General features: G+C 58.8%; 21 protein-coding genes. 4 read left to right on the top strand and 17 right to left on the bottom strand.

Annotation, left to right across the window (positions count from 1 at the left end; all coding sequences use genetic code 11):
- Nucleotides 1-95: 95 nt before the first annotated feature.
- The 3 genes from JDW18_RS02430 to JDW18_RS02420 form a co-directional block, all read right to left on the bottom strand.
- Nucleotides 96-1,700: a flagellin N-terminal helical domain-containing protein gene (locus tag JDW18_RS02430; RefSeq protein WP_218242181.1), complete on the bottom strand. Its 1,605-nt coding sequence runs from the start codon at nt 1,698-1,700 to the stop codon at nt 96-98.
- A 299-nt stretch (nt 1,701-1,999) separates the two neighbouring features.
- Entirely contained in the window at nt 2,000-3,433 is a 1,434-nt protein-coding gene (locus JDW18_RS02425; protein ID WP_218242180.1) for a flagellin, read from the bottom strand.
- A 21-nt stretch (nt 3,434-3,454) separates the two neighbouring features.
- Nucleotides 3,455-3,637, bottom strand: coding sequence for a hypothetical protein (locus JDW18_RS02420; protein ID WP_218242179.1), 183 nt, complete (start codon nt 3,635-3,637; stop codon nt 3,455-3,457).
- Between the two features lie 174 nt (nt 3,638-3,811).
- Here JDW18_RS02420 and motA point away from each other — a divergent pair, with 174 nt between their 5' ends.
- The 4 genes from motA (at nt 3,812) to JDW18_RS02400 (ending at nt 6,873) form a co-directional block, all read left to right on the top strand.
- Entirely contained in the window at nt 3,812-4,672 is an 861-nt protein-coding gene (motA, locus tag JDW18_RS02415; protein WP_218242178.1) for a flagellar motor stator protein MotA, read from the top strand.
- A gap of 18 nt (nt 4,673-4,690) precedes the next feature.
- On the top strand, nt 4,691-5,794 hold the full coding sequence (gene motB, locus JDW18_RS02410) for a flagellar motor protein MotB (RefSeq protein ID WP_218242177.1): 1,104 nt from the start codon (nt 4,691-4,693) through the stop codon (nt 5,792-5,794).
- A 71-nt stretch (nt 5,795-5,865) separates the two neighbouring features.
- Nucleotides 5,866-6,252, top strand: a complete 387-nt coding sequence (gene cheY, locus JDW18_RS02405) for a chemotaxis response regulator CheY (protein ID WP_218242176.1) — start codon at nt 5,866-5,868, stop codon at nt 6,250-6,252.
- Nucleotides 6,253-6,255: 3 nt separating this feature from the next.
- Complete coding sequence (locus JDW18_RS02400; RefSeq protein ID WP_218242175.1) at nt 6,256-6,873, top strand: protein phosphatase CheZ; 618 nt, start codon at nt 6,256-6,258, stop codon at nt 6,871-6,873.
- Between the two features lie 243 nt (nt 6,874-7,116).
- Here the strand turns inward: JDW18_RS02400 and JDW18_RS02395 are convergent, their stop codons facing one another.
- The 14 genes from JDW18_RS02395 to flgE form a co-directional block, all read right to left on the bottom strand.
- Nucleotides 7,117-7,836: an RNA polymerase sigma factor FliA gene (locus JDW18_RS02395; protein ID WP_218242174.1), complete on the bottom strand. Its 720-nt coding sequence runs from the start codon at nt 7,834-7,836 to the stop codon at nt 7,117-7,119.
- A gap of 5 nt (nt 7,837-7,841) precedes the next feature.
- Nucleotides 7,842-8,699 (bottom strand): hypothetical protein, encoded by an 858-nt coding sequence (locus JDW18_RS02390; RefSeq protein WP_218242173.1) that lies wholly within the window; start codon nt 8,697-8,699, stop codon nt 7,842-7,844.
- The gene (gene flhF, locus JDW18_RS02385; RefSeq protein ID WP_218242172.1) at nt 8,692-10,326 is read right to left on the bottom strand and encodes a flagellar biosynthesis GTPase FlhF; all 1,635 of its coding nucleotides are present in this window, start codon (nt 10,324-10,326) and stop codon (nt 8,692-8,694) included. The genes JDW18_RS02390 and flhF overlap by 8 nt, the downstream gene beginning before the upstream one ends.
- Nucleotides 10,323-12,425, bottom strand: a complete 2,103-nt coding sequence (gene flhA / locus JDW18_RS02380; RefSeq protein ID WP_218242171.1) for a flagellar biosynthesis protein FlhA — start codon at nt 12,423-12,425, stop codon at nt 10,323-10,325. The genes flhF and flhA overlap by 4 nt, the downstream gene beginning before the upstream one ends.
- On the bottom strand, nt 12,425-13,606 hold the full coding sequence (flhB, locus tag JDW18_RS02375) for a flagellar biosynthesis protein FlhB (protein ID WP_218242170.1): 1,182 nt from the start codon (nt 13,604-13,606) through the stop codon (nt 12,425-12,427). Before flhB ends, flhA begins: the two co-directional genes overlap by 1 nt.
- A gap of 174 nt (nt 13,607-13,780) precedes the next feature.
- On the bottom strand, nt 13,781-14,941 hold the full coding sequence (locus JDW18_RS02370) for an HDOD domain-containing protein (protein WP_246610228.1): 1,161 nt from the start codon (nt 14,939-14,941) through the stop codon (nt 13,781-13,783).
- A 182-nt stretch (nt 14,942-15,123) separates the two neighbouring features.
- Nucleotides 15,124-16,332 (bottom strand): flagellar hook-associated protein FlgL, encoded by a 1,209-nt coding sequence (flgL, locus tag JDW18_RS02365; RefSeq protein ID WP_218242168.1) that lies wholly within the window; start codon nt 16,330-16,332, stop codon nt 15,124-15,126.
- A gap of 23 nt (nt 16,333-16,355) precedes the next feature.
- Nucleotides 16,356-18,305 carry a flagellar hook-associated protein FlgK gene (gene flgK / locus JDW18_RS02360; protein ID WP_218242167.1) on the bottom strand — a complete coding sequence of 650 codons (1,950 nt, stop codon included), beginning with the start codon at nt 18,303-18,305 and terminating at the stop codon, nt 16,356-16,358.
- Complete coding sequence (gene flgJ / locus JDW18_RS02355; RefSeq protein WP_218242166.1) at nt 18,302-19,300, bottom strand: flagellar assembly peptidoglycan hydrolase FlgJ; 999 nt, start codon at nt 19,298-19,300, stop codon at nt 18,302-18,304. The genes flgK and flgJ overlap by 4 nt, the downstream gene beginning before the upstream one ends.
- Nucleotides 19,297-20,445, bottom strand: a complete 1,149-nt coding sequence (locus tag JDW18_RS02350) for a flagellar basal body P-ring protein FlgI (RefSeq protein WP_218242165.1) — start codon at nt 20,443-20,445, stop codon at nt 19,297-19,299. The genes flgJ and JDW18_RS02350 overlap by 4 nt, the downstream gene beginning before the upstream one ends.
- A 20-nt stretch (nt 20,446-20,465) precedes the next feature.
- On the bottom strand, nt 20,466-21,173 hold the full coding sequence (locus JDW18_RS02345; RefSeq protein ID WP_218242164.1) for a flagellar basal body L-ring protein FlgH: 708 nt from the start codon (nt 21,171-21,173) through the stop codon (nt 20,466-20,468).
- Nucleotides 21,174-21,331: 158 nt separating this feature from the next.
- The gene (gene flgG, locus JDW18_RS02340) at nt 21,332-22,114 is read right to left on the bottom strand and encodes a flagellar basal-body rod protein FlgG (protein ID WP_218242163.1); all 783 of its coding nucleotides are present in this window, start codon (nt 22,112-22,114) and stop codon (nt 21,332-21,334) included.
- Between the two features lie 14 nt (nt 22,115-22,128).
- Nucleotides 22,129-22,869 (bottom strand): flagellar basal body rod protein FlgF, encoded by a 741-nt coding sequence (locus JDW18_RS02335; RefSeq protein ID WP_218242162.1) that lies wholly within the window; start codon nt 22,867-22,869, stop codon nt 22,129-22,131.
- Nucleotides 22,870-23,010: 141 nt separating this feature from the next.
- Nucleotides 23,011-24,279 (bottom strand): flagellar hook protein FlgE, encoded by a 1,269-nt coding sequence (flgE, locus tag JDW18_RS02330; protein WP_218242161.1) that lies wholly within the window; start codon nt 24,277-24,279, stop codon nt 23,011-23,013.
- Between the last annotated feature and the right edge of the window lie 13 nt (nt 24,280-24,292).

Here is a 24,292-nt window from a genome sequence, read left to right as displayed (position 1 = left end):
CGACGCCTGCGCGTCGTCTTTATGGACAGTACTGCACTCTGCATTTCGGCCAGCGAATGCAGAACTTAAGCACTTTCGATAATGTCAGCCGAATATCAGCCCTGCAACAGCTTCAACACCTGCTGCGGCAGCTGGTTGGCCTGGGCCACCATGGCTGTACCGGCCTGCTGCAGAATCTGTGTGCGACTCAGATTTGCGGTTTCTGCGGCGAAGTCAGCGTCCATGATGCGGCTGCGCGATGCAGAGAGGTTTTCAGCGTTAACGCTCAGGTTTTCGACCGTGGTTTCAAAACGACTCTGAATAGCGCCCAGAGTTGCTCGCGCGCCATTGACCGCAGTTAAAGCTGCATCCATCGCGAGGATGGCGTTATCAGCAAGCTCTGCATCCAGAACATTCAAACTGGCAAAGCCAGTTTGCTTGCCAGCAGCTTCAAATCCGCGCGATCCAGAGATATAGCTCGCATCTCCGACCTTCGAATTTCCAACGTGCAACCCCGTTCCTGCAAGCACATTCTGTTCTTTGCCAGAAGCGCTTTCAATCACGATGTCACCCGTCGCCGATGTAAGCGACAGAGAACCATTCACGATGGAAGCCGTCACGGGAGTGTTTGGCGAGGTATACGTGCTGCTATTGATCTTTTCGACTAAATCTTTGAGGCGGTCAGATGGCGATGCACTGGCATTCAGCTCAATAACCGCACCATTAATCTTCAATCCAGCAGAACTATCCAAAGCAGGAAGTCCACCTGAACTCACCGCTTTTTGTGCTGGCAATGCAATTGCAGAAGTACCAATTGGAGTTGTTGTTGCCCCTCCGGCGCCTGTCGCTGCTATTGTTTCCACACTATTGGATGTAGATGCAATTTCCAGCTTCCCATTGACAACATTAACGGATACAGCATTCGCACCCAAACCATCAGCAGTGTCGTTAATGGCTGCAGCCAAATTTGTGGCCAAGTCAGCCAGCGCTGCTTCCTTCGTTCCCCCTGTGCTTGCTGCAACATTGATAACCGTGCCGCCATTCACCTTCAGATCGAACGCTGCAAAGTCATATGCATCAGGTGGACCGGCTGTAAAAGTCGGCACCCCCACCTCAAGCTTGGCAATACCAGGCACGTTAACTGATGAGGTTCCCGCTTCGACATTTTCTCCAGCCATTTTTGATGGCACGGCAACGCTCTTCCAATCGCCGAGTGCCTCAACATTCGCATTCACAATGGCATTGACATCAATGGTCTGCCCTTGGTTGGCACCAACCTGAAACGCCATATTGGTGAAGGAGCCATCCAGCAGTTGGGTTCCATTGAAGTTGGTTTGCTGGGCAATCCGTGTAATTTCAGACTTAAGCTGCTGAACTTCTGCATCGAGAGCAGCACGATCCTCTGCAGAATTTGTGGCGTTGCGTGACTGCACCGCTAATTCACGGATACGCTGCAGATTGCTGCCCAGAGAGCTTAATGCTCCTTCAGCAGTCTGCGCCAAAGAGATACCGTCATTGGCATTGCGCATGGCAACCGTCAAACCACGTACCTGGGTGGTCATGCGCTCAGAAATAGCCAAACCTGCTGCGTCATCCTTGGCGCTATTGATGCGCAAGCCCGAAGACAGGCGCTGCATGGATGTAGCCAGCTGGCTTTGAGATGAGCTCAGATTGCGCTGTGCATTGAGCGACTGGATATTCGTATTGATGATGGCTGCCATGGCATGTGCTCCTGTTTCAAGCCAGTAAACCGGCGACGTTCTAGCCGTTTTCACGACCAGCGACGGCGCTGGCCCACGTGACCGGAAACACGGACGAAGTCTGGTATTCCGGGTACGAGGATTGTTGGAGCAAGCGACAGCCAACATAAGACCGATAAGAGGCCTAAAGCACCGCTATTTTTACAATTGAAGGCAGCACACCAAACACATATCAAGATGCAGGCAATGAAAAAAGCCTCGCGAAGGAGGCTTTGGCTTGCACTTGCTTCACCAGCTTGGGGCTGGTGAATTTGATGCAATTAACGCAGCAGGGACAGCACGCCCTGAGGCAGTTGGTTGGCCTGTGCCACCATCGCAGTACCAGCTTGCTGCAGAATCTGCGAGCGGCTCAGGTTGGCAGTTTCCGAAGCAAAGTCGGCATCAGTAATTCGCCCCTTTGCTGCAGACAAGTTTTCGCTGTTGACACTCAAGTTTGACACTACAGATTCAAATCGATTTTGGATCGCACCCAAGGCTGCTCGCCCGGAGTTAATGGCTGTCAATGCTGCGTCCGCAGCCTTCATCGCCTTGTTAGCACCATCTACAGTCGAGATATCAAGCTGAGAGATCTGTTGACCTGTAGCTGATGGGGCGACGCTTGCAACAGCAGTAGCCAATCCATTTGTGATGGACAAGGTTCGAGTATCACCATCAGCTGCTTGGTAATCATAGGAAACAGTGCTGCGCTGAATTGTGGCGTTCGCCAAGCCCAGTTGGGCATTTGTCAATCCTGTGCCGCCTGTTGCAGATCCCAGATCGATATTGCGCCCATCTGCGGCGGTCAGTTTAACTTTGTCTCCATCCAACGTAGCGGTCACCCCACTCGCTGCAGACTTGTCGTTAATCGCCTTAACAGTATTGCTCAGGTTCGTAGCGGTATCCGTGCCTACGGTGACCTTAATATCAATTCCGTTAATTTTTACGGTTGCCTCGCCGCTCATTGCCGCAGTTGCGGTTGCGCCTGAAACTCCTGCAAGATTATTTACGTCAGCGGTGGCCGTCAGCCCCGAAACTCCCGAGGTGTTAATGGCATTTGCAATAGCCTTCGCATCCGCTGCAACATCCTTCATTGTTACCGTCTTCGCTGCCTGAGCCCCCCCTGCAGGAGGATTCAGCGCGATAGTCATGTCTGACTTGGTAGTACCAATTGCTTGCCCAGTTGCACTTACGCCTTGATACTGGCCAAGCGAGTTCGTTTTTGCATCCAAAATCGAATCAACAGTAATTGTCTGCCCTGCATTTGCACCTACTTGAAAAGCCTTGGATGTGAAAGAACCATCAAGGAGCTTTGTGCCATTGAATTCAGTAGTGCGGGCAACGCGATCAATCTCTTCAGTCAACTGTGTAACTTCTTTTTGCAAAGCTACACGATCACTATCACTATTTGTCGCATTGGCAGATTGCACGGCCAATTCACGAATGCGCTGCAGGTTACCGCCAATTGTGCTTAAAGCACCTTCAGCTGTTTGAGCCAGAGAAACACCGTCGTTGGCATTACGCTGAGCCTGGTTCAGACCACGAATCTGAGATGTCATACGCTCGGAGATCGCCAGACCAGCCGCATCATCCTTGGCGCTGTTGATGCGCAGGCCCGAAGACAGGCGCTGCATGGAGGTCGCCAGCGAGGATTGCGAGGTACCCAGGTTGCGTTGTGCGTTGAGCGACTGGATATTGGTGTTGATGGTCATTGCCATGATGAGAACTCCTCTGTGAGATCAAAACGTCGCCGCCACAGTGACCTGAAACCTTTCAGGGTGGGCGGCGGCGGCAGCCCAATCCAGCACCTCAGCCTGCAGTTCCTTGAATATTTGCTGCTGTGGCCCGCTGGTGACAGGGCTTTTTCCCCTGTTGAAGCTGTTATCGGCCCCCTCGCCTGGAAACTTTAGGGAGTTCTGCAAAAAAATTTCCAGATGTAACTTTGGCTTTGACTTTTATCAAATGCGCAGTCTGCCGGGGCAGCTCTACCCAAGCTGCATCGCCCTACATATCAGCCTCTAGCTGCCGATCTACAGCGCAAACGCCCAGCTTTTTGCACCTATGACCGTGGGCATCTCACTCCACAATCAGACCCTATGCTTGTTCTCATCGGTTATATCGTCGCCTTCGGCTGCATCTTTGGCATGTATGTGCTGCACGGCGGCAGCGTGGGTGTTCTTATGAAGGCGCTGCCGTTTGAGCTAGTGACTATTGGCGGGGGCGCTTTAGGCGCTTTTATCGTCAGCAACCAGCCCAAGGTGCTCAAGGCCACGGCCAAGGCGATTCCGTCCGTACTCAAGCCTTCGCGGTTTACCAAGGCGCGGTATATGGAGATCATGGCGCTCTTGTATGAGCTGCTGCAGAAGGCCCGCAAGGAAGGGCTGATGTCCATCGAGTCCGATGTGGAAGATCCGCAGTCTTCTACCGTCTTTCAGAATTACCCCAGCCTGCTGGCCGACCACCATGTGATGGAGTTTCTGACCGACTATCTGCGCATGATGGTTTCGGGCAACCTCAACGCCCACGAGATTGAAGCGCTGATGGACAGCGAAATTGAAGCCCACCATGCTGAGGCCCATGGCCCCGTGGCGGCGCTGAACCGCCTGGCGGGCGCGCTGCCAGCCTTTGGCATTATTGCCGCCGTGCTGGGCGTGGTGAACACCATGGCCTTTGTGGGCCAGCCGCCTGCGGTGCTGGGCGGCATGATTGCATCGGCCCTGGTCGGTACCTTTCTGGGCATTTTGCTGGCCTATGCGCTGGTGGAGCCCATGGCCGCGCTGCTGGAGCAGCGTGCGCAGGATGGCGCCAAGGAATTTGAATGCATCAAGGCCACGCTGCTGGCCAGCATGCAGGGCTACAACCCGGCTACGGCCATCGAGTTTGGTCGCAAGGTGCTGTTTTCAACGGAGCGCCCCGGCTTTCTGGAGCTGGAAACCCACGTCAAGGGCAAGAAGTGATGCAGGCGGAGCGCTCTCATGGCTGACAAGAAGCTGCAGCCCATCATCATCAAGCGCGTCAAAAAGGTGGCTCCCGCCCACCATGGTGGCGCCTGGAAGATTGCCTATGCCGACTTTGTGACGGCGATGATGGCGTTTTTTCTGCTGATGTGGCTGCTGGGCTCGACCGCCCAGGGGGAACTGCAGGGCATTGCCGCGTATTTCAACTCGCCGCTGAAAGTGGCCATGTCGGGCGGCACTGGCGCTGGCAACAGCTCCAGCATTGTGCCGGGTGGCGGCAATGACTTATCCAAGGTGCATGGCCAGGTGCGCCGTTCTGAGGCCGAAGAAAACGCCAACCGCCGCGCCAGCCAGGCCATGGGCCGCGCTGACGAGTCCAAGCGCGATGCACAGCGCCTGCATGCGCTCAAAGCCAAGGTGGACGCGATGATTGCGAGCAACGCTAAGCTCAATGAGTACCGCTCGCAGATCCGCACCGAGATTACCCAGGACGGGCTGATGATCCAGATCGTGGACGATCAGAACCGCCCCATGTTCGACAGCGGCAGCGCCGTGGTCAAACCCTATATGCGCGACATACTGCGCGAGATTGGCGCGGCCATGGGCAATGCGGAAAACCGCATCAGCCTGTCTGGCCACACCGATGCCGCGCCTTATGGCAATGCCGACCGTGGCTATAGCAACTGGGAGCTGTCTGCCGACCGCGCCAATGCATCGCGCCGCGAACTAGTGGCCGCTGGCATGCCGCTGGACAAACTGGCCCGCGTGGTAGGCATGGCCAGCAGCGACCTGCTGATGCCCGAGCAGCCCCGCGCCGCACAGAACCGCCGCATCACCATTACCGTGCTGACCAAGGAAGCCGAGCGCCGCGTGCTGGGCAGTGGCGAAGCAGAAACTGCCGAAAATGCAGGCCAAGCCATTGACAGCATGCAAAAGGCGGCCAGCACGGCGGCAGCATCATCTGCCAAGCCTGCAAAACCAACTGCCCCCGCAGTTCAGGACAGTGCCAGCAACCCCATCAAGGCTAGCCAGTCTCTGGGGCCAGCCGAAGAGTTTGTAACAAGCACTGAAGTTGCTCCACAGTCTGCCGAAAAGCCGGACAATGCACGACCGTCGCCATGAGACTGACAAATTGTTACCATCACGGCTGAAAACTTGTTTCCCCGCACCTATTCCGACCGAAAGGGCCTCTCGTGGCTAATGCCCTGCGATTTTTGATTGTTGATGACTTTTCCACCATGCGCCGTATCGTGCGCAACCTGCTCAAGGAGAGCGGCTTTGCCGACGCCGATGAGGCCGAGGATGGCGTGGTGGCCATCAACAAGCTGCGAGCCAGCAAGTTTGACTTTGTCGTGACCGACATCAATATGCCGAACATGAACGGCTTTCAGCTGCTCAATGAGATCAAGCAGGATGAAAAGCTCAAGCACCTGCCGGTGCTGATGGTCACGGCCGAAGCCCGCAAGGAAGACATCGTGGCCGCAGCCCAGGGCGGCGCCGCTGGCTATATCGTCAAGCCCTTCACCAAGGCCACGCTGGAAGAGAAGGTCAACCTCATCATCAAGAAACTCGACCTCTAAGCCATGAGCAGCGACCCGGCTTCCGCCAACGTCCACTACAAGATTGGCGTGCTGACACGCCAGTTGCATAACTCGCTCAACGAGCTGGGTTATGCGGATCGCTTGCGTGGCAGCATGGGCGAGTTGCCTGATGCGCAGAGTCGCCTGTCCTATATCGCCCGCCTGACGGGCGAAGCGGCAGAAAAGGTGCTGAGCCAGGTGGAAGTGACGCAGAACCAGCAGGACGCGCTGGCCGAGCGCACCCGAGCCATGCGTGCCGAACTCATCAAAGACCCTGTGGCCGCCGTCGCCAGGGGGCGCGTGATGAACTATCTGCAGGAAGTGGAAGAAGGCACGCAGCAGACCAATAGCCATCTGACGGAAATCATGATGGCCCAGGACTTTCACGACCTGACAGGCCAGGTGATTGCCCGCGTTGTGGCACTGGCTGCGGATCTGGAATCTCAGTTGCTGGAGCTGCTGATTCAGACCTCGCAAGACGCAGAGCACCCACCTGTACTGGCACCCGCCGATGTGGCTCAGCCCAAGCTGGCTGGCCCAGTGGTAGACCCCGAGAAGACCGTCGATGTGGTGACCTCGCAGTCGCAGGTCGATGATCTGCTAGCGAGCCTGGGTTTTTAATCACCCCCTGAGCAGCTCCGCCTAGGCGGCTCCACCGCTTCCCCCTCTCTCGCTACGCGGGAGGGAGACAACATCCTCGCGGCGGGGCGGCCCTTGCTCGACATCCCTCACCTGCGTGAGTGCCGTTTGCAAGGTTCAGAACTGGTATTCACGCTGCCGAGTAGTACTTTTCAAGCAGCTTTCACAAAAAAATAGCGCTTATCGCTTGATAGATAAGCGCCACAGCCTCAAAGCACTAAAACCTCAATGTGCCCGCATCTTGGTGCGAAGGCGCGCAATGGCCTGGCTGTGCAGCTGGCACACGCGTGATTCGGTCACGCCCAGCACGGCGGCGATTTCCTTGAGGTTCATGTCGTGCTCGTAGTACATGCCCATCACATGCTGCTCGCGTTCGGGCAGCGCCTTGATGGCATCGACCAGTGCAGCACGCAGGCGCTGGTCGCGCAGCAGCGCAAAGGGGTCGGCACCTGAATCGGCCACATGGCGCTCCAGATAGTCGTCGCCATCATCGCCGTCGCCACCGCCAATGTCTTCCAGATAGACCAGCTGCGTGCCACGCACCTTGCCCAGCAGAGACTGGTAATCGTCCAGCTCCATGCCCAGCTCGGCAGCAATCTCGGATTCCAGCGGCGGGCGGCCCAGGCGCTGCTCCAGGCGGTTGAGCGCCTGCTCGATTTCTTTCTGACTCTTGCGCGAGCTGCGGCTCATCCAGTCGCCTTCGCGCAGCTCATCGAGCATGGCGCCGCGAATGCGCTGGCTGGCAAATGTCTCGAATTGCACGCCTTGCTCGCTCTCGAAGCGCGACAGCGCCTCGGCCAGACCGATCATGCCGACCTGGATCAAATCATCCAGTTCAACGTTCGGTGGCAGTTTCGCGATCATATGCAGGGCAATCCGACGCACGAGCGGTACATGCTGACGAATCAGCCCATCGCGGTCGAGTTGGCCTTTGGCGGTGTACATGACGATCAATGGCTCCAGACAAGGGATTCAGACATGGCAGCCGCAGCGGGCTGACTGTGTGCAGGCAGGATGCAGGCCGTCTTGAGCATGTGCAGCGTGAGCTGGTGCAAGTCGCTGGCCTGACGCCAGCGCAGGCGCATCAGCACCGGCGCATCGCCCAGATGGCGCTGCGAACACTGTAGCAAAGCATTGAGGCGGTGCAAGCGTGTCTGAGCATTTTGCTTGGCAGTTTGCAAGCTGGTTTGCTTGCGGCTCCAGTCATATTTCTGTGGACCGCCGTCGCTGAGTGGCGCTTCCAGCGCTGCAATCGTGCACTCCACCCCGGCAAACACGGCCAGATGCTTGAGCTGGCGGTAGCTTTCAATCAAGTGCTCCGCATCAGGCGGCACCACCAGCAGTGGTTGCAGACCCTGGCCTTGCAGCAGCGGCGTCAGCGTTTCGCTGCTCGCATAAATCAGCACCGTGGTGTAGCCGCGCACATAGGCCTGCAGTGCCGTCAGCACATCCAGCCCCATGTCATCCGCCTGCGCCTTGAGCTGCTTGAGCCCCTGGCGGGCAGGCAGGCTGGCCACCGATTGCGCATCGCTGACCGTGGATCGCAGCCCAGCCTGTGCCTGCCAGGCATGCTGCACCAGCAACTGGGCCAGGCCCGGTGTGTGAAAGGATTCGGTCTGGCTGCCGTCCAGCACCAGCACCTTCTGCCCCAGGCGCTGCAACTGGGCGCACAACGGCCACAGCACCGCTTGCTCTGCAGCCGCCCCCGCAGCGCTATGCAGTACAGCCAGCACACGCAGACCTACCGTGCTGGCATCACTCACATGCAGGGCCATGCCCTGATGCAAAGGGGCTTGGCGCTCAAGCATGGGCAGCCTCGATGCCAGAGGAAGATGGCGTGAAGAAGAAGTCCAGGTCCAGCGACTGCGGATCAAAAGCCGACTTGCTGGCCGAGCGCATGGAGGCCGACACCAGCAACTGGGCGCTGGCGCGTTCAAAGTCTTCGGGCACGCGCTGGCCATTGGTCACACCGCGCAGCTGAATCTGGTGGCGAATCAGCGTATCGACGGACGGGCCGATCTTCACGGCTTCATCCACCTTGGTCAGGATGGCGTGCTGGGAGCCGCGGGCCTTGAAGGCCTGCATGACGTCGTCCTGCGCATCGCCCTGTGCTGCGGCGTTGACGGCCAGCAGCTGCTGCACGCCTTCGATGGCCAGCACGTCCATGATTTCGTCCTTGCGCGGGTCACGCGGCGCCACGCCGGTGGTGTCAATCAGCACCATCTTCTTGCTTTGCAGCAGACCCAGCAGGTCTTGCAGCGCAGCCTTGTCATGTGCCTGATGGGCCACCATACCCAACATGCGGGCATAGGTGCGCAGCTGATCGTGACCGCCAATGCGGTAGGTATCCAGCGTAATCAGGCCCACAGATGCAGGGCCGTGCTTGGCTGCGCACAATGCCGCCAGCTTGGCCGTGGTGGTGGTCTTGCCCACGCCGGTGGCACCCACCAGAGCAAACACACCGCCTTGTTCATAGATAGCAGGCTGCGCCGCATCGGTGCGCAGATTGCGCTCCAGCACCTGCATCAGCCAGCGCACGGAATCCGATGCGGACAGGCTTTCGGGCAGCTTTTCAATCAGCGCACGCGAAAGCGCGGGCGAGTAACCGGCGCGAATGAGCTTGTGCATCAGGCTGGACTGAATCGGGTTCTGGCGCGTCTGGCCCAGCCAGGTCAGCGTGTTAAATCGTTCCTCGATCAAGTCCTTCATGGACTGCATTTCCTGCATGAAATTCTGCGGGGCAGCAGCGCTCTGGGCTTTGGCCTTCGTGGCGAGGCTGGCTTCCTTGATCTGAATGGGCTCGGGGCGCAGCGGGTTGTGGCGGGCCACGCCAGCAGGCGCGGGCTGGGCCTTTGCGGCCATTGCGGGGCGTTCGTTGTTGCGGTCCTGCACGCGCTGGGCAAAGGTGGGCAGCGGCTCACCGGTTTCCAGCGATGACTCGTGGCGGCGGCGCAGCATGCGCTCACGCACATAGTCCTGAAAGGTCAGCGTGCTCATGGACAGTTGCTCCACATCGTCCTGCACAGAATGCTGGGCCAGTTCATTGATCTGCCTGGCCTGCAGCTTTTCCTGGGCCTTCTCCTGGGCTTGCATCTCGCGGGCCTGCACGTGGTCCAGCGTGCTCATGGCGGCGTCGCCCGGGTTGCGCCTGGCGCTGGCGGGTATGGATGCGTGCGCATGTGCAAAGGCAGCTGATGGCTCTTTGCGCAAGCCCATGCCTTCGTCAGCTGCGCGGCGGTCCAACGCCTGCTGCAGCGGCGAAGCGGTCTTGAGACCCGAGTCCATTTCCTGCAGCGTTTCTTCCGCTGTGGCCATGACTTCCACGCCGTCAGGTGTCTGACGGTTGGAAAGAATCAGTGTGCCGTCGCCAAAGACCATGCGCGCCTTGGCCAGGGCCTCACGAGCGGTCGGGGCGTAGAAGCGTTTGATGTTCATGCGGATGCACCTTTAAGAATCGGGCCGATGCGGATGGTGTGCGTCTCGGGGATCTCGCTGTGCGAGAGCACCTGCAGACGCGGCGCCACACGGCGCAGCAGCTTGGCAAGAGAGTTGCGGATCGCGTCTGGCACCAGCAGGCAGGCGGGCAGGCCCAGCTCTTCCTGTTGATTGGCCACATCGACCGCTTTCTGTGTGAGGATTTCCGCCACGCCGGGGTCCAGCGATGGCGCATTGGGGTTCGACAGCGCCTGCACCAGCAGACGCTCCAGACCGGGCTCGATGGCAATCACATTGAGCTCGCGGGTGGGGCCGTAGATCTGCTGCACGATGGCAGGCGACAGCGCAATGCGCACGCGACGCGCCAGCTCCACCGGGTCCGCCGTCTGCGTGGCGTTTTCGGCCAGCGTCTCGATGATGGTGCGGATATCACGAATGTGCACAGAGTCCTCCAGCAGCAGCTGGAGCACTTTCTGGAACGTTGTGATGGGCACCATTTTCGGAATAACTTCTTCGATGAGTTTGGGGGCCAGTTTGGCCACATGGTCAACGAGCTGCTGCGTCTCGGTACGAGACAACAGCTTGGCCGCGTGCACTTGCATCAAGTGTGACAAATGCGTCGCCATTACGGTTTCCGAATCAACGACGGTAAAACCAGCCATTTGTGCCGCTTCCTTTTGCCGTTCGTCGATCCAGTGCGCGGGCAGACCAAAGGCCGGGTCGGTCGTCGCCGTGCCAATCAGCGGTGTGGTAATGCCACCAGGGTTGATGGCCAGGAACATGCCGGGGAAGGCTTCGCCCTCGCCCACCATCACGCCGCGCAGCGTCATGCGATAGGCGCTGGGCTTGAGTTCGAGGTTGTCACGCACATGCACGGCCGGGGGCAGAAAGCCCACTTCCTGGGCAAACTTGCGGCGCACGCCCTTGATGCGGGTCAGCAAATCGCCCTGGCGGCTCTTGTCCACCAGCGCGATCAGGCGGTAGCCCAGCTCCAGGCCCAGCAGGTCCACGGGCTGCAGATCATCCCAGGTGGCCTCACCATCGTTCTGAGCAGCCTGTGGCTGCGGCGCAGGGGCACTGTTTTGCGCGGCAACGCGGGCTTTTTCCCGCTTGTCAAGCATCCAGCCCCCCCAGCCCAGCAGCGCGCCCATGCTGATGAAGACCAGATGCGGCATACCAGGAATCAGGCCCAGCAGCGTCATCACACCCGCTGTAATGCCCAGCACCTTGGGCGACATGAACAGCTGCTGCACGATCTGGCGGCCCATGTCGGCATCCTTGCCCACGCGCGAGATCACCATGGCCGATGCCACCGAGATCAGCAGACCCGGAATCTGTGCCACCAGCGCATCACCCACGGCCAGCAGGATGTAGCTGTCTGCGGCCTGCCCGGCAGACAGGCCATGCTGGGCCATGCCGATGATGAGGCCGCCAATCACGTTGATGACCAGAATCAAGATGCCGGCAATCGCATCGCCGCGCACAAACTTGCTGGCACCGTCCATGGAGCCGAAGAAGTTGGCTTCCTCGCCCACCTCGGCACGGCGGCGCTTGGCTTCTTTTTCGTCAATCAGGCCGGCGTTCAGATCCGCATCTACGGCCATCTGCTTGCCGGGCATGGCGTCCAGCGTGAAGCGGGCCGAGACTTCGGCAATACGCTCGGCGCCCTTGGTAATCACCACAAAGTTGATAACCACCAAAATGCTGAACACGATCAGACCCACGGCAAAGTTGCCGCCGATCAGGAAGTGGCCAAAAGCCTCAATCACCGCACCCGCAGCGCCGGGACCGGTATGGCCTTCCATCAGCACCACGCGGGTGGATGCCACGTTGAGCGACAGACGCATCAGCGTGGTGAGCAGCAGCACCGAAGGAAACGCAGCAAAGTCCAGCGGCTTGATCATGTATGCCGCCACCATCATCACCATCAGCGCCACGGCGATGTTGAGGGTAAAGAAGGTATCCAGCAGCCAGGGCGGAATGGGCAGCACCATCAAGCCCAGAATGACCACTACCAGAACAGGAGCAGTCATCCCTTGCAGGGCGCCGGCATTGGAGCCAGACCACTTCTGGAACAGTTGCAGAGGATTGGAAGACATCACAGATTACCTTCTTGCTGCGCAACACCATCAGCGCTGGCGGGATGGGTGCGGCCACGCTGCGGGTCCAGCTCTACGGGCACAGGCGGCTCGCCCAGTGCATCGGGCATGGGGCCCTGGCCGCTCAGCGCAGCCTTCAGGCGATAGACATAGGCCAGCACCTGTGCCACAGCGGTGTAGAGCGCGGCGGGAATAGCCTGATCCAGATCGGCGTGGGCATAAAGCGCACGGGCCAGCATGGGGGATTCGAGCACTGGAATCTTGTGCGAGCCCGCAATCTCGCGAATCTTGAGCGCCACCAGGTCCGTGCCCTTGGCGATGACCTGCGGTGCAGCCATGCTGGTCTCGTCATAGCGCAGCGCCACGGCGTAGTGCGTGGGGTTGGTCACCACAAAATCAGCACGCGGCACGGCAGAGACACTGGCGCGGTCGGCGATTTCACGCTGCTTCTGGCGCAGCTTGCCTTTGAGCTGGGGGTTACCTTCGGATTCCTTGTGCTCCTGCTTGACTTCCTCGTGGCTCATCTTCAGACGCGACTTGAACAGAAAAGCCTGCAGCGGCACGTCAATCACCGCCACCAGCAGCACCACCACCAGCAGCAGCGTGATGCCCGTAGTCAGCCAGGAGCCCACCATGGACAGCGCCATGGGCGAGGGCTGGGCCGAAACCGAGGCAATCTCGGCAATATTGCTGCTCATGTACTTCCAGGCCACAAAGCCCAGAACAATGGTCATGAACACCATCTTGACCACCGTGGTCAGCTGCTGCTTGGAGAAAAGATTTTTCAATCCCGACAAGGGGTTGAGCTTGCTGAACTTGGGCTGAACAGGCTTGAAGCTGAAAATCCAGCCACCCGCCGCTACACCAGACAGCACCGACGCCGTGGTCGTCACCAGCGCAAAGATCACGGCAATGCCCAGCCCCAGCAGCAGCATGGACTGAAAGCGCTCCAGCATCAGTGCCGGCGTCTTGGCCGCTGCCGCATTGAACACCAGTTGCCGGGCCATGGCTTCACGCAAGTGGTCAATCATGGGCTGGGCGCCCATCAGCACCAGCAGCGCGCCCGTTCCCAGAATGGCCAGATGCGACAAATCGCGCGAGCGCGCGCCCTGACCCTCTTCACGCGTCTTCTGAAGCTTGCGTTCGGTAGCGGGCAGATTTTTGTCTTGGGATTCGGACATGGCGCACGGACGGATGGGATACCCAGATTGTCCGAATCTGGCGCCCATGCAATGCGCGGATAAGCGGCAGCCTAGCCCTGTTTATGCAGGACTAGAAGCGCTTGGCAGTTATCAATTTGATAGCTTCTGGCGCATCTGCAATCAGCGCCAGAGCCCTATTTCACCCCAACCAGGTCAGGACTGTGCCTGCGGCATGCCCAGCCTGAGTTCGCCCAGCATGCGCAGCAGCAGGCGGTTGAGGTCTTCCGCCGACCAACCCTCCTGCTCGCGCAGATGGCGAATGGGCGCGGCATCGCTGCCCTCCAGCGCCTGACTCATCTGCAGCACTGCCGCATAGGGGCCGGTGCGCGCCACGATGGCATCGAAAATGCGCTCGTTCAGCGGCGTGCGTCGCAGAATGCTGGGCACAGGCTCATGCAGCAGCAAATCGAGCTGCGAGAACAGGCTGCACAGATACATCTCGCGCTGCAGATCCAGGCTCACACCCGCTTCAATCAGGTATTCGGCCAGCTTGGCGCGAAACACCACCTGGGTGCGCAGCGGAATCAGATCGGGCTCGGTGCAGGCATTGGGCAGTTGATCGGCCAGCCAGCGCTCCAGCGTGCCAAGGCCCAGCATGACCAGACCTCGCCGCAACGAATCCACACCACGGCGCAAGCCCAGCGCTGCCGAATTGGTGTAGAGCAAAAAGCGATAGGCCAGCACCGGGTCCGAGCCCAGAATGGCTTCCATCACATCCAGCGACTGCTCTTTGTCGATGGCTTTCATCAGACGGAACAGTGCATCACGCGATGGCTGGGGTTGCTGCAGTCGATATGCCTGAATGGTGTCTGCCACAGGCCAGCCCGCCACTGCCGCAGCTTCATGCTCATCCAGACTGGCTCGCGCCAATTCCAGACTTTGCAGATCCTGATACATCTGACCGTTGAGCAGGTTCAGCGGCTGCTGGCCAAAAAATCCGCCATCGTCGGCAGGCTTGCTGGCAGCGGCATCCGGCTTTGCGCCTGCAGCACGCACGGCATTCGGCATGCCGTTGGCGCCCTCAGGCGGCAGGCTCAGCAAACTGCTGGCAAAGTAGCGCGCGGCATCTGCCTCAGGCACTTCGGCCAGCGAACCGCCCCACACCAGCATCAGCCCACGGGTCTTGGCCTGCTGCACCAGTGCATAAATGCCCGCATCCTGCTGCAGCCAGTCTCCACGCACCTCAATCCAGGGACTGCCCTGGGGCGCATGCTCCAGCAGATTGCACAGCACCTGCCTGGACTGCGGCGAGATCAGCAGGGGCGGCGCCTGGCGGCTCCAGATCTCATCCAGACTGCGCAAAAAATGCGCCATATCGGCATTGCAACCGGGATCTTCATGGACAAACAACTGAAGCCCCACCAGGCGCCGGGCACGACTCCACAACGGGCGATAACCGAGAGTCAGAGCACTGAAAACAGACTGAACCATGAAGAGCTTGTGTGCGTACGCAGCCGGGTTGCTAACAGATCAGAAAGGCGGAAAACCGCCATCCATCAGCTGATGTAATTGAAAAGAGAGAGCTTTTGCATCTGTGCATAGGACTGCAAAGCGGCCTGCAGGCCCACCTTTTGCGTCTCTACATCCGACAGCGCCGTGATCATATCGATATCTTCGGCACGCGAGCGGGCTCCCTCTTGCGTCAGCGCCTGATCTTTCATGTCCGAATCCAGACGATCTGCACGGTTGAGCTGGTCGCCCGCATAGCTGCGCATGGCCTGCACACGGTTCATGCCAGAGTCCAGCTCGCTCATTGCGCGGCCCAGCCCCTGCTGCAGAGCCGTTGAACCGGTGGTTCCGCCCTTCACGGTCGCAATGGCCTGATCCAGCACAGAGAAGATGTCGGTGCGCTTGCTGGGGCTCATGGTGAAGCTGTCACCGTCCGCAGGGTCGCCCTTGATGGTCATCTGCTGACCATTGACGGTGATGACCTGGCCATTCTTGTATGTGCCGGTCTGCACAGGTGTCTGCCCCGCTGGAACGAGGTTGACCTCGTAGCTCATCTCACCGGTGCTAGGGTCTTTGGAAAACACCAGCGAATAGCTCTCGCCCGTGACCTGACTGGGATCGGAAACCGACCCCACATCGGCCCAGGCCATGCCCGAGTTGGCGGCGCCGCTGCTGACTTCAAACACACCATTGCCTGTGGGCACATTCAGCCAGGCTGCGTGCCCGTCAAGAGAGATGGGAAGGCCATTGTCACTACCGGTGTTCTGACCAGCGTTGAGCTGGCTGCTAGAGCCCGGCGGGGTGCTTTGCAACGGCGTATCCGCACTGCCCAGCCCCCGAAAAATGGGAAGACCGTTGGAATCCTTGCTATTGGCGTAGCCCAGAATCTGCTCGCGCAGGCTTTCCATTTGCTGCACCAGCGCATCGCGCGCCACCTGGTCGTAGGAGCCGTTACCCGCCTGCACCAGCAAATCCCGAAAGTCCTGCAGCGCCTCGTGCGCCTTGCCCAGTTCAGATTCACCCTGTGCGATCACATCACGCTGAGCCCCCAGCACCCGCTGGTCGTTTTCCGAACGGGTAATGCGCGTGCGCGCTCGCTCGGCCTGCGCCGCAGCCACAGGGTCATCACTGGCACGCAGCACGCGCTTGCCAGCTGTCGTCTTCTCCATCAAATCCACAAGACTGCTTTGGCGCGAGCCCAGGTTGTTGATGGTGCTGTCATACATATTGGCAGTGCCAATGCGGTTGATGCTCATCTTGCTTCTCCGGCGCTTATGGGTTAACGGCCAACGGCCTGGATCACACTGTCAAAAATGCCTTGAGCCACCTGAAGCATCTTGGCTGAGGCCTGGTAGGCCTGCTGAAACTGCAGCAGCTTGGCCGCTTCCTCGTCCAGGTTCACACCCGAGACCGCCGTGCGGTCGGACTCCAGGTTCTTGGCAATCGATTCAGACAGCTTCGCGGCATAAGCGGCACTTTGCGTACGTGTGCCGACCTGCGCCATGGCAGTGGAAAAGCCATCACTGAGTGTGGTTGCCCCGTCAAAAATCACCGCGTCGCGCAGCGAAAGAAACGAGCTGGCATTTCCCGTATCCGAGCTGTAGAACTTGTTGTCCTCAAAACTCACGGTATCGCTTTTCGTGCCGTCAATTGCAGGCGTTCCGCTCAGCGTAACCTTCAGGCCCGGCGCCAGCGCAATAGCCTGCCCCGAGATATAGGTTCCAGTGGCTGCAACAGAGGGGTCTGTGGGTGCAGGGGTGATGGTGTAGGTCACATCGCCATTGGCTGCACGGGCAAACGACAGCGTCGTTCCCGCCGGCAAAGACCCTGCAAAGCCTTTTTCCACCTGCAGACTGGACATGCGCAATGCCGCATCACCCAGGGAGTTGATGCTGGCCGCCACGGGGTTGGCTGCCGCCAGGTCATTACCCGAATGCACCATGGTTCCGATGTCATGCGCAGCCGTTGCCATGGGCCTGAACAACACAGACTGCCCTGCCTGCCCTTCGTTCTTGAGATCGAACTGCAGCCCGTCAATGCTCATGCCTTTGAGCTGAGCCAGATCATTGAAGGCCGTGGTCTGACCATCAGACATACGCACCACTTTGCCCTTGGGCGCATCATTGCCAAACACGATCTTGTAATCCGAGGCTTTGAGCGCGCTGGAATCCGTCACCGTGACCTCTGGCGTATTGGGCTGGGCCCACTGCGCACCCGTGGTGGCGCCGCTGGTCGTCATCGGAATATTGAACAGCGCCCCGCCCTTCTGTCCCGAAAGGGTCAGGCCCAGCTGGTTTTGCGTGTTCAGCGTGTCGCCAATGGCAATCGCCATGCGGCCCAGCAGGTTACGCCCTTCGGCCAGGTCGCTATTTTGAAACTGCAGCAAACCCGCAATTTCACCACCACCTGCCATGGCAGGTGTCAGCTCCACAGGCTCGCCGCTTTTCTGCTGAAAGTACAGGCTCATCCGGCCACTGCCAGGATATTGCGTGGACTCCTGCATGCTGAGCTTTGCTACGTCCAGGCCCAGCACCAGCGGCTGGCTGCCGCCGATGAACAGACTGATGGAGCCATCACCGGCATCGACCTGCGAGGTCTGCACATATTTGTTGATATCGCGCACCAGCTGGTCGCGCTGATCCAGCAGATCATTGGGCGTATGGCCTGTGGCAATGGCGCGGCTGATCTGAGCATTGAGCCCTGCAACCTGCTCAGACAAGCTGTTGACCACATTCACGTCATTGCTCATCTGCTGGCGTGTGCTGTAGTCCATCTCATCGAGCTGAGTCGATGCCGAACGGAAACGCGCGGCTAGCTCGCTCATGCGCGTCAGCACAACCTGTCGCGCAGATGAATCCGTGGGTGCACTGCTGACATCCGCAAACGAATTCATCATGTCGTTGACCGCGGCGCCCAGCCCATTGCTGCCGCCGGAGAACACTTCCTGCATCTGGTTGAGCGACTGCGAGCGCGCCGCGTCCGATGCGCTGACGGCGGTTGCTGCTGCCGCCTGACGGCTGAGCAGCTCGCTGAAGTTGCGCACGATGGTGGCAACATCCACACCATTACCGATATAGCCATTGCCCAGGTTCTGACCTTGCGAGGTCTGGAACGCCACAGTCTGGCGCGAATAGCCTGCCGTGTTGACGTTGGCAATATTGTGGCCAGTGGTCTGCAGAGCAAGCTGGTTGGCCATCAGGGCGCGAGCGCCTACGTTCAGAAGACTCATGACTGGTTCTCGGTAATCTTGTTGACCTGGGCTGCACGCACGGCTGCGCCACCAGAAGCGGCGGCACTGACTTGCTGCACGCTCTGAATGGCGCGGCTGAGTTTTTGCGCATAGGCCGGGTCCGTGGCGTAGCCTGCTTTTTGCAGCTCGCTGGCATAGGCCTGTGCTGAGCCGGTCTGGCCCATGGCTTTTTCGTAGCGCGGATTGGTCTTGATAAGGCGTGCGTAATCGCGGAAAGACTCTTCATACGAGTCATAGGCGCGGAACTTGGCCGTGACCTTTTTGGGTGCACCGTTGATGTATTCGGTGGTGGTGATTTCGGCAACCTTGCCCGTCCAGCTGCCACCCGCCTTGATACCGAACAGGTTGAAGGAGTTGCTGCCATCCTTGTTGCGGATTTCACTTTTACCCCAGCCTGTTTCATGCCCGGCCTGGCCAATCATGTAGTGGGATGGAATACCGCTCTCAGCAGCCACCCGTTGCGCCGCACTGGTGTGCGCCGTCACAAAGTTATCGCGCCCCTTGGGCGCTGGTGCATAGGCGTTGATGGATTGCGTTGCCTGCGTGCGGTTACCTGACCACGCGCCATTGCTATCGACCTTGCGCCAGGCGTTGCGACTCAGACTCAGCGTGGAAGGCACTGCAATTTCTGCATCTTCTGCGGCATCCACACCCATGCTGCGCGCAAGTTGTTTGCTGATGGCATCGGTCAGGCCACCGGGCTGACCGGCCATGGCAACAGACAGCTGCTGATCCAGCAGATCGGTGCTCAGATTGCCCTGCGCGCTATCCAGCAAGCCGGACTTCATCGTCGCCTCGCGCATGCTCTTGATCATCTCGCGCATGAACAGCGATTCCAGCTGCTTGGCCGTTTCGCGTGCGGCCTGCGGGCTGTTCTCGGCTGCTGCAGTTTTCAGAGCATTGAGCGAACGTGCATCAACGGCCAGCGCATTACTGGCGGCCAATGAAGAAGAATTGGGAAGCGACACACTCATATCACCTCCAGCTCCGCATCCATGGCACCTGCGGCTTTGATGGCCTGCAAAATCGCCAGCAGATCCTGCGGCGTAGCGCCCAGAGAGTTCAGCGCCCGCACCACATCGGTCAACTGGGGCGAGTTAGGCATGTTGATGACCTTGCCCGGCTCCTGCTTGACCTGAATATCGGACTTTTGCGCCACCACGGTCTGCCCTTGCGAGAAAGGTGCAGGCTGACTGATGACCGGCGTGGTGCTGATGGTGATAGACAGATTGCCGTGCGCAATGGCGCAGGGGCCCAGCGTCACCGCCTGATTGAGCACGATGGAGCCAGTGCGCGCATTGATGACCACCTTGGCTGCGGGCTTGGAAGTCTCGATCGGCATTTCCTGAATCTCGGCAATCATGCGCACGCGCGAGCCGGGATCGATGGGGGCATTGACCTGCACCGTGCGCCCATCCAGCGCCATGGCTGTGCCAGCGCCCATGCGCTGATTGATGGCCCGCACCATTTTGTCGGCCGTCTGAAAATCGGTCTGATTCAGGCCCAGAGTGATCGTGTTGCCCTGATTGATGGGCGTGGGCACAGCCCGCTCGACCTGCGCGCCTTGCGGAACGCGGCCTGCACTCAGGTGATTGACCTGCACTTTGGAGCCACCGGCTGCAGCACCTGCACCACCCACCACCACATTGCCCTGCGCCAGTGCGTAGATTTCGCCATCAGCGCCGCGCAGTGGCGTGGCCACCAGGGTGCCGCCCTTGAGCGACTTGGCGTTACCCATCGAGGAAACATTGATGTCGATGGCCTGGCCTGGCTGGGCAAAGGCGGGAAGCTCTGCCGTAATGATGACTGCGGCGACGTTCTTGAGTTGCAGCTGCGCGGTATTGCCTGTGGCGGGCAGCGAGATGCCCATCTGCTCCAGGTAATTGGCCAGCGCCTGCTTGGTATAGGGCATCTGCGTGGTCTGGTCGCCCGTGCCATCAAGGCCGACCACCAGACCATAGCCTGTCAACTGGTTGCTGCGCACCCCCTGAATGGCAGCAACTTCCTTGATGCGTGTGGCATTCGCAGGCAGGGTGAGCCCGCCAGCGCCAAGGGCTGCAAGCACCAGCAAAGCGGTGCGCGCGGGGCGCAGTGACAGAAGCGTGGACAGTACTTTCATACCGTCCATTCTCGGAAGAATCAGAACGGCATAACGTTCAAAAAGAACCGTGACAACCAGCCAATTGACTGGGCTTCACTGCCCTGCCCACGGCCACGCGACTCCACACGCACATTGGCCACCTGATTAGACGCAACCGTGCTGCCGGGGCGCAGAGAGCGCGGGTCTACCGTGCCAGTAAAGCGCAGCACATCAACGTTCTGATTCACGCCCACCTGCTTTTCACCCGAAACCACCAGATGGCCATTGGGCAATACATCGACCACCGTGGTGCTGATGGTTCCGGTAAAGGTGTTGATATTGCTGGTGGAGCCCGCACCGGTAAAGTCAGAATCGTTGCTGACCCCAGCCTTGAGGCGGTTCTTGATCGTATTGGCTGCGCCGCCAGAAAACAAAGGCAATGCAGAAATACCAGCATCCAGCGAGTTGCTGCGCTTGACGCCCGAATCCTGCTTCTGGCTGGCCGTCACGCTTTCCACAATCTGCACCGTCACCAGGTCGCCCACGATACGTGCACGGCGATCTTCAAACGCCGGGCGATAGCGGCTGGCATTGAACAAGCTGCCCGTTGGCGCCTGCGCAACCTGCTCACGCGGCTGCAGCACCGGCGCAGTCGTGGCTACCGGCATATCTACTGGCGGTGGCGCATTGGGAGAAAGCGCACAGCCCGATACCAGCAAGGCAGCGGCAATCAAAGAAACGGAAGAAGAAATAAAACGGTGAGTCATGGCTAGTAAACCCGGTTTAACTCCGGCAAAACCTACGGCCGCCGAACAAGCACAACCCAAGCCAGTGACGCCAAGCAAGGGCCGCCCCGCAGCGAAGGCGTCGTCCCCCTCCCGCGCAGCGAGAGAGGGGGAAGCCGCAAAGCGGCTCAGGGGGTGCTTCAAAGCTGCGCCAGCTTGGCCAGCATCTGGTCGGAAGTCTGAATTGCCTTGGAATTCATCTCGTAGGCGCGCTGGGTCTGGATCATATTCACCAACTCAGACACGACATTCACATTGGAATTTTCTAAAAATCCTTGCTTGATTTCACCGAATGCACCACCTGTAGATGCATCGCCAGTTTGCGGATTTCCTGACGCCTGAGATTCTCTAAATAAATTATTACCTACTGGCTGGAGTCCAGCTGGATTGACAAACGTAGCCAAATCCAATTTCCCGCCAGAAAGAGGAGCTCCGGCTTTATCAAAGAACTGAACATTGCCTTGCACATCCACACTAGCACTCGCAGCATTTGCCATCTTTGTAATGCCACCTAACAACGGATATCCCGCTGAAGTTGTCATTTGGCCAGTGCTGTCAATTTTAAAAGTGCCATCACGGGTATACGCAGTTGTTCCATCTGGCATCTGGACTTGAAAGAATCCATCGCCATCAATCGCAAGATCAAAGGTATTCGTTGTACTTTGCAAAGTACCTTGGCGAAACTCACGCGAAATTGCACCTGCATTAACACCCAAACCCAGATGCATACCCGTGGGCAATTGTGTTGATTCCGAGCTCTGACCTCCCACTTGTCTCAGATTTTGATAAATCAAATCCTGAAATTCAGCTCTATTGCGTTTAAAACCAGTTGTTGAGAGGTTAGCAAGATTATGAGAAATTACATCCAACTGGGTCTGCTGAGCAGTCATACCCGTTTGCGATATCCAAAGTGAATTCATCATGACAATAACCTTTCTTAACCGTTCAAACTCAGTAGCTGACTAGCAGATTTGTCGTTGGTTTCAGCGGTCTGCAGCAGCTTCATCTGCTGCTCAAACTGGCGCGAGGCGGCGATCATGCCGACCATGGTTTCGACAGAATTCACGTTAGAACCCTCTACCGACCCTGCAAGCAGGCGTGCTGTTTCATCATTTGGAAGTGCCCCGTCTTGACCTGAACGAAACAAGCCGTCGTCTCCTCTCACTAATGGAGCATCCTCAGGTGGAGTAACCAACTTAACTCGACCAATGGCAACAGGCGGGAGGTTCCCACTTTTGGCAGTCAAAGTGCCATCAGAAGCCAACTCTATCGTCGACTCTGCAGGAATATCGAGCGGCCCACCTCCATCAGAAAGGACCGCCAAACCATTGCTGTTTACCAACTGGCCTTCGGACGAGACTTCAAACACGCCGTTGCGCGTATAGGCTTCCTGACCATCCAGTCCCTGCACAGCGAACCAGGCACGACCCATGGCCATGGCATCCAGCGCACGACCAGTACGCTGCGCGGGACCCGGGGTATCGACATAACCAGAGGTTGCCTCCAGTGCAAACACACGCGTGCCTGCACCCGAGCCTTGCACCGGCACCGAGCGGAATGTGGACATCTCGGCCCGAAAGCCATTGGTACCCGCATTGGCCAGGTTGTGTGCCAGCACGGCCTGACGCTGAGCCGCCGCATTGGCGCCCGTCATCGACGTATAAATAATCTTGTCCATGCTGATTGCCTCCCCCTGAGTCGCTTCGCGCCTTCCCCCAAGGGGAACGACACCCTCGCTGCGGGGCGGCCCTTGCTCGATGTCTCTCGCTCGGACCGCGCCCTATTTCAGAGCAGTTGATTCGTTAGAAGTTAGGGTTGTTTAGCGTAGATTCACCAGAGTGGAGAACACTTGGTCTTGCGTCTTGATGGTCTGGGCATTGGCCTGATAGGAACGCTGCGCCGTCATCATGTTGACCAGCTCAGCCGTCAGGTCCACGTTGGACTCTTCCAGCGCACCCGACTGCAGCGAACCAAAGGTTCCCGTCTGAGCCGAACCATTGAGCGCGGGGCCCGAATCGGCCGTCTCAACCCATTTGTTGTTGCCCACCGAGCCCAGGCCCTGGGTATTGGTGAACGCTGCCAGTGCAATCTGACCTTCGGTGCGCGTGACGCCGTTGGAGTACGAGGCCACGATGGAACCATCACGTCCCACGTTGATACCCGTCAGCGCACCCGAGGTATAGCCGTCCTGTTTGAGGCTGCTGACGGCAAATTTGGTGCCGAACTGAGTCAGGCCGCCAAAGTCAAACGCCACATTGAAGGACTGCAGGTTATTGGGGTTAGCCGCGCTGCTGCTGACGCTCAGGTTCAACGTGGTGCCAGAACCCGTCGTGCCATTCAGTGGCGTCACCGTGCTGAGCTTGCCGCTGGCATCAAACTGGGCCTGCCCAATGGGCTGAGCCGTTGCATCCAGCGAGTCAAAGACGTTCCAGGTATTGCCGGTCGCGTCTTTTTCAAAATACAGATTCACCGGGACAGCCGTGCCCTGTGTGTCATACACATTGAGCGAGGTACCGTAGGTGGCGCGTGGCGTGGCTTCGATCGGAGGCGTGGCGCTGGCATCACCGGCAGCCAGCGTGGCTCGCGCATCCAGATTCAGCTCGACATCGACCTTGCTGGTCTGCTTGGCCGCAATAGGCTGACCTGTGGGAAAGCTCAGCGGCACGGGGGTGGCACCCGACTGCACCTTGCCGGTCTCAGGGTCCACCATGTAACCCATGACGTTGTCGTTATCCACGGTCTTGAGGTTGCCCTCTTTGTCCAGACCAAAGTTGCCTGCGCGGGTATAGGCCGTGCTGCCATCACTTTGCTTGACGACAAAGAAGCCATTGCCATTGATGGCGATGTCCAGATTGTTGCCCGTGGATGTGATGGAGCCCTGGCGGAACTGCTGAGATACCGCCGCCACATTCACGCCAATGCCACTACTCTGGCCACTGGACGAGCCGATGGCACTGGCCACCATCTCGGCAAAGTCGGCACGAGAGGATTTAAAGCCCGTGGTGTTGGAGTTGGCGATGTTGTGGCCAATGACGTCCAGATTCTTGCTGGCGGCATTCAAGCCCGAGAGGCCTTGTTGAAAACCCATGGTGTTCTCCTCA

Origin of the sequence: Comamonas fluminis (assembly GCF_019186805.1) — a bacterium.
Classification (GTDB): domain Bacteria; phylum Pseudomonadota; class Gammaproteobacteria; order Burkholderiales; family Burkholderiaceae_C; genus Comamonas; species Comamonas fluminis.
The sequence above is the reverse complement of the archived record's forward strand: the minus strand, read 5'-3'. Positions and strand labels throughout refer to the sequence as shown.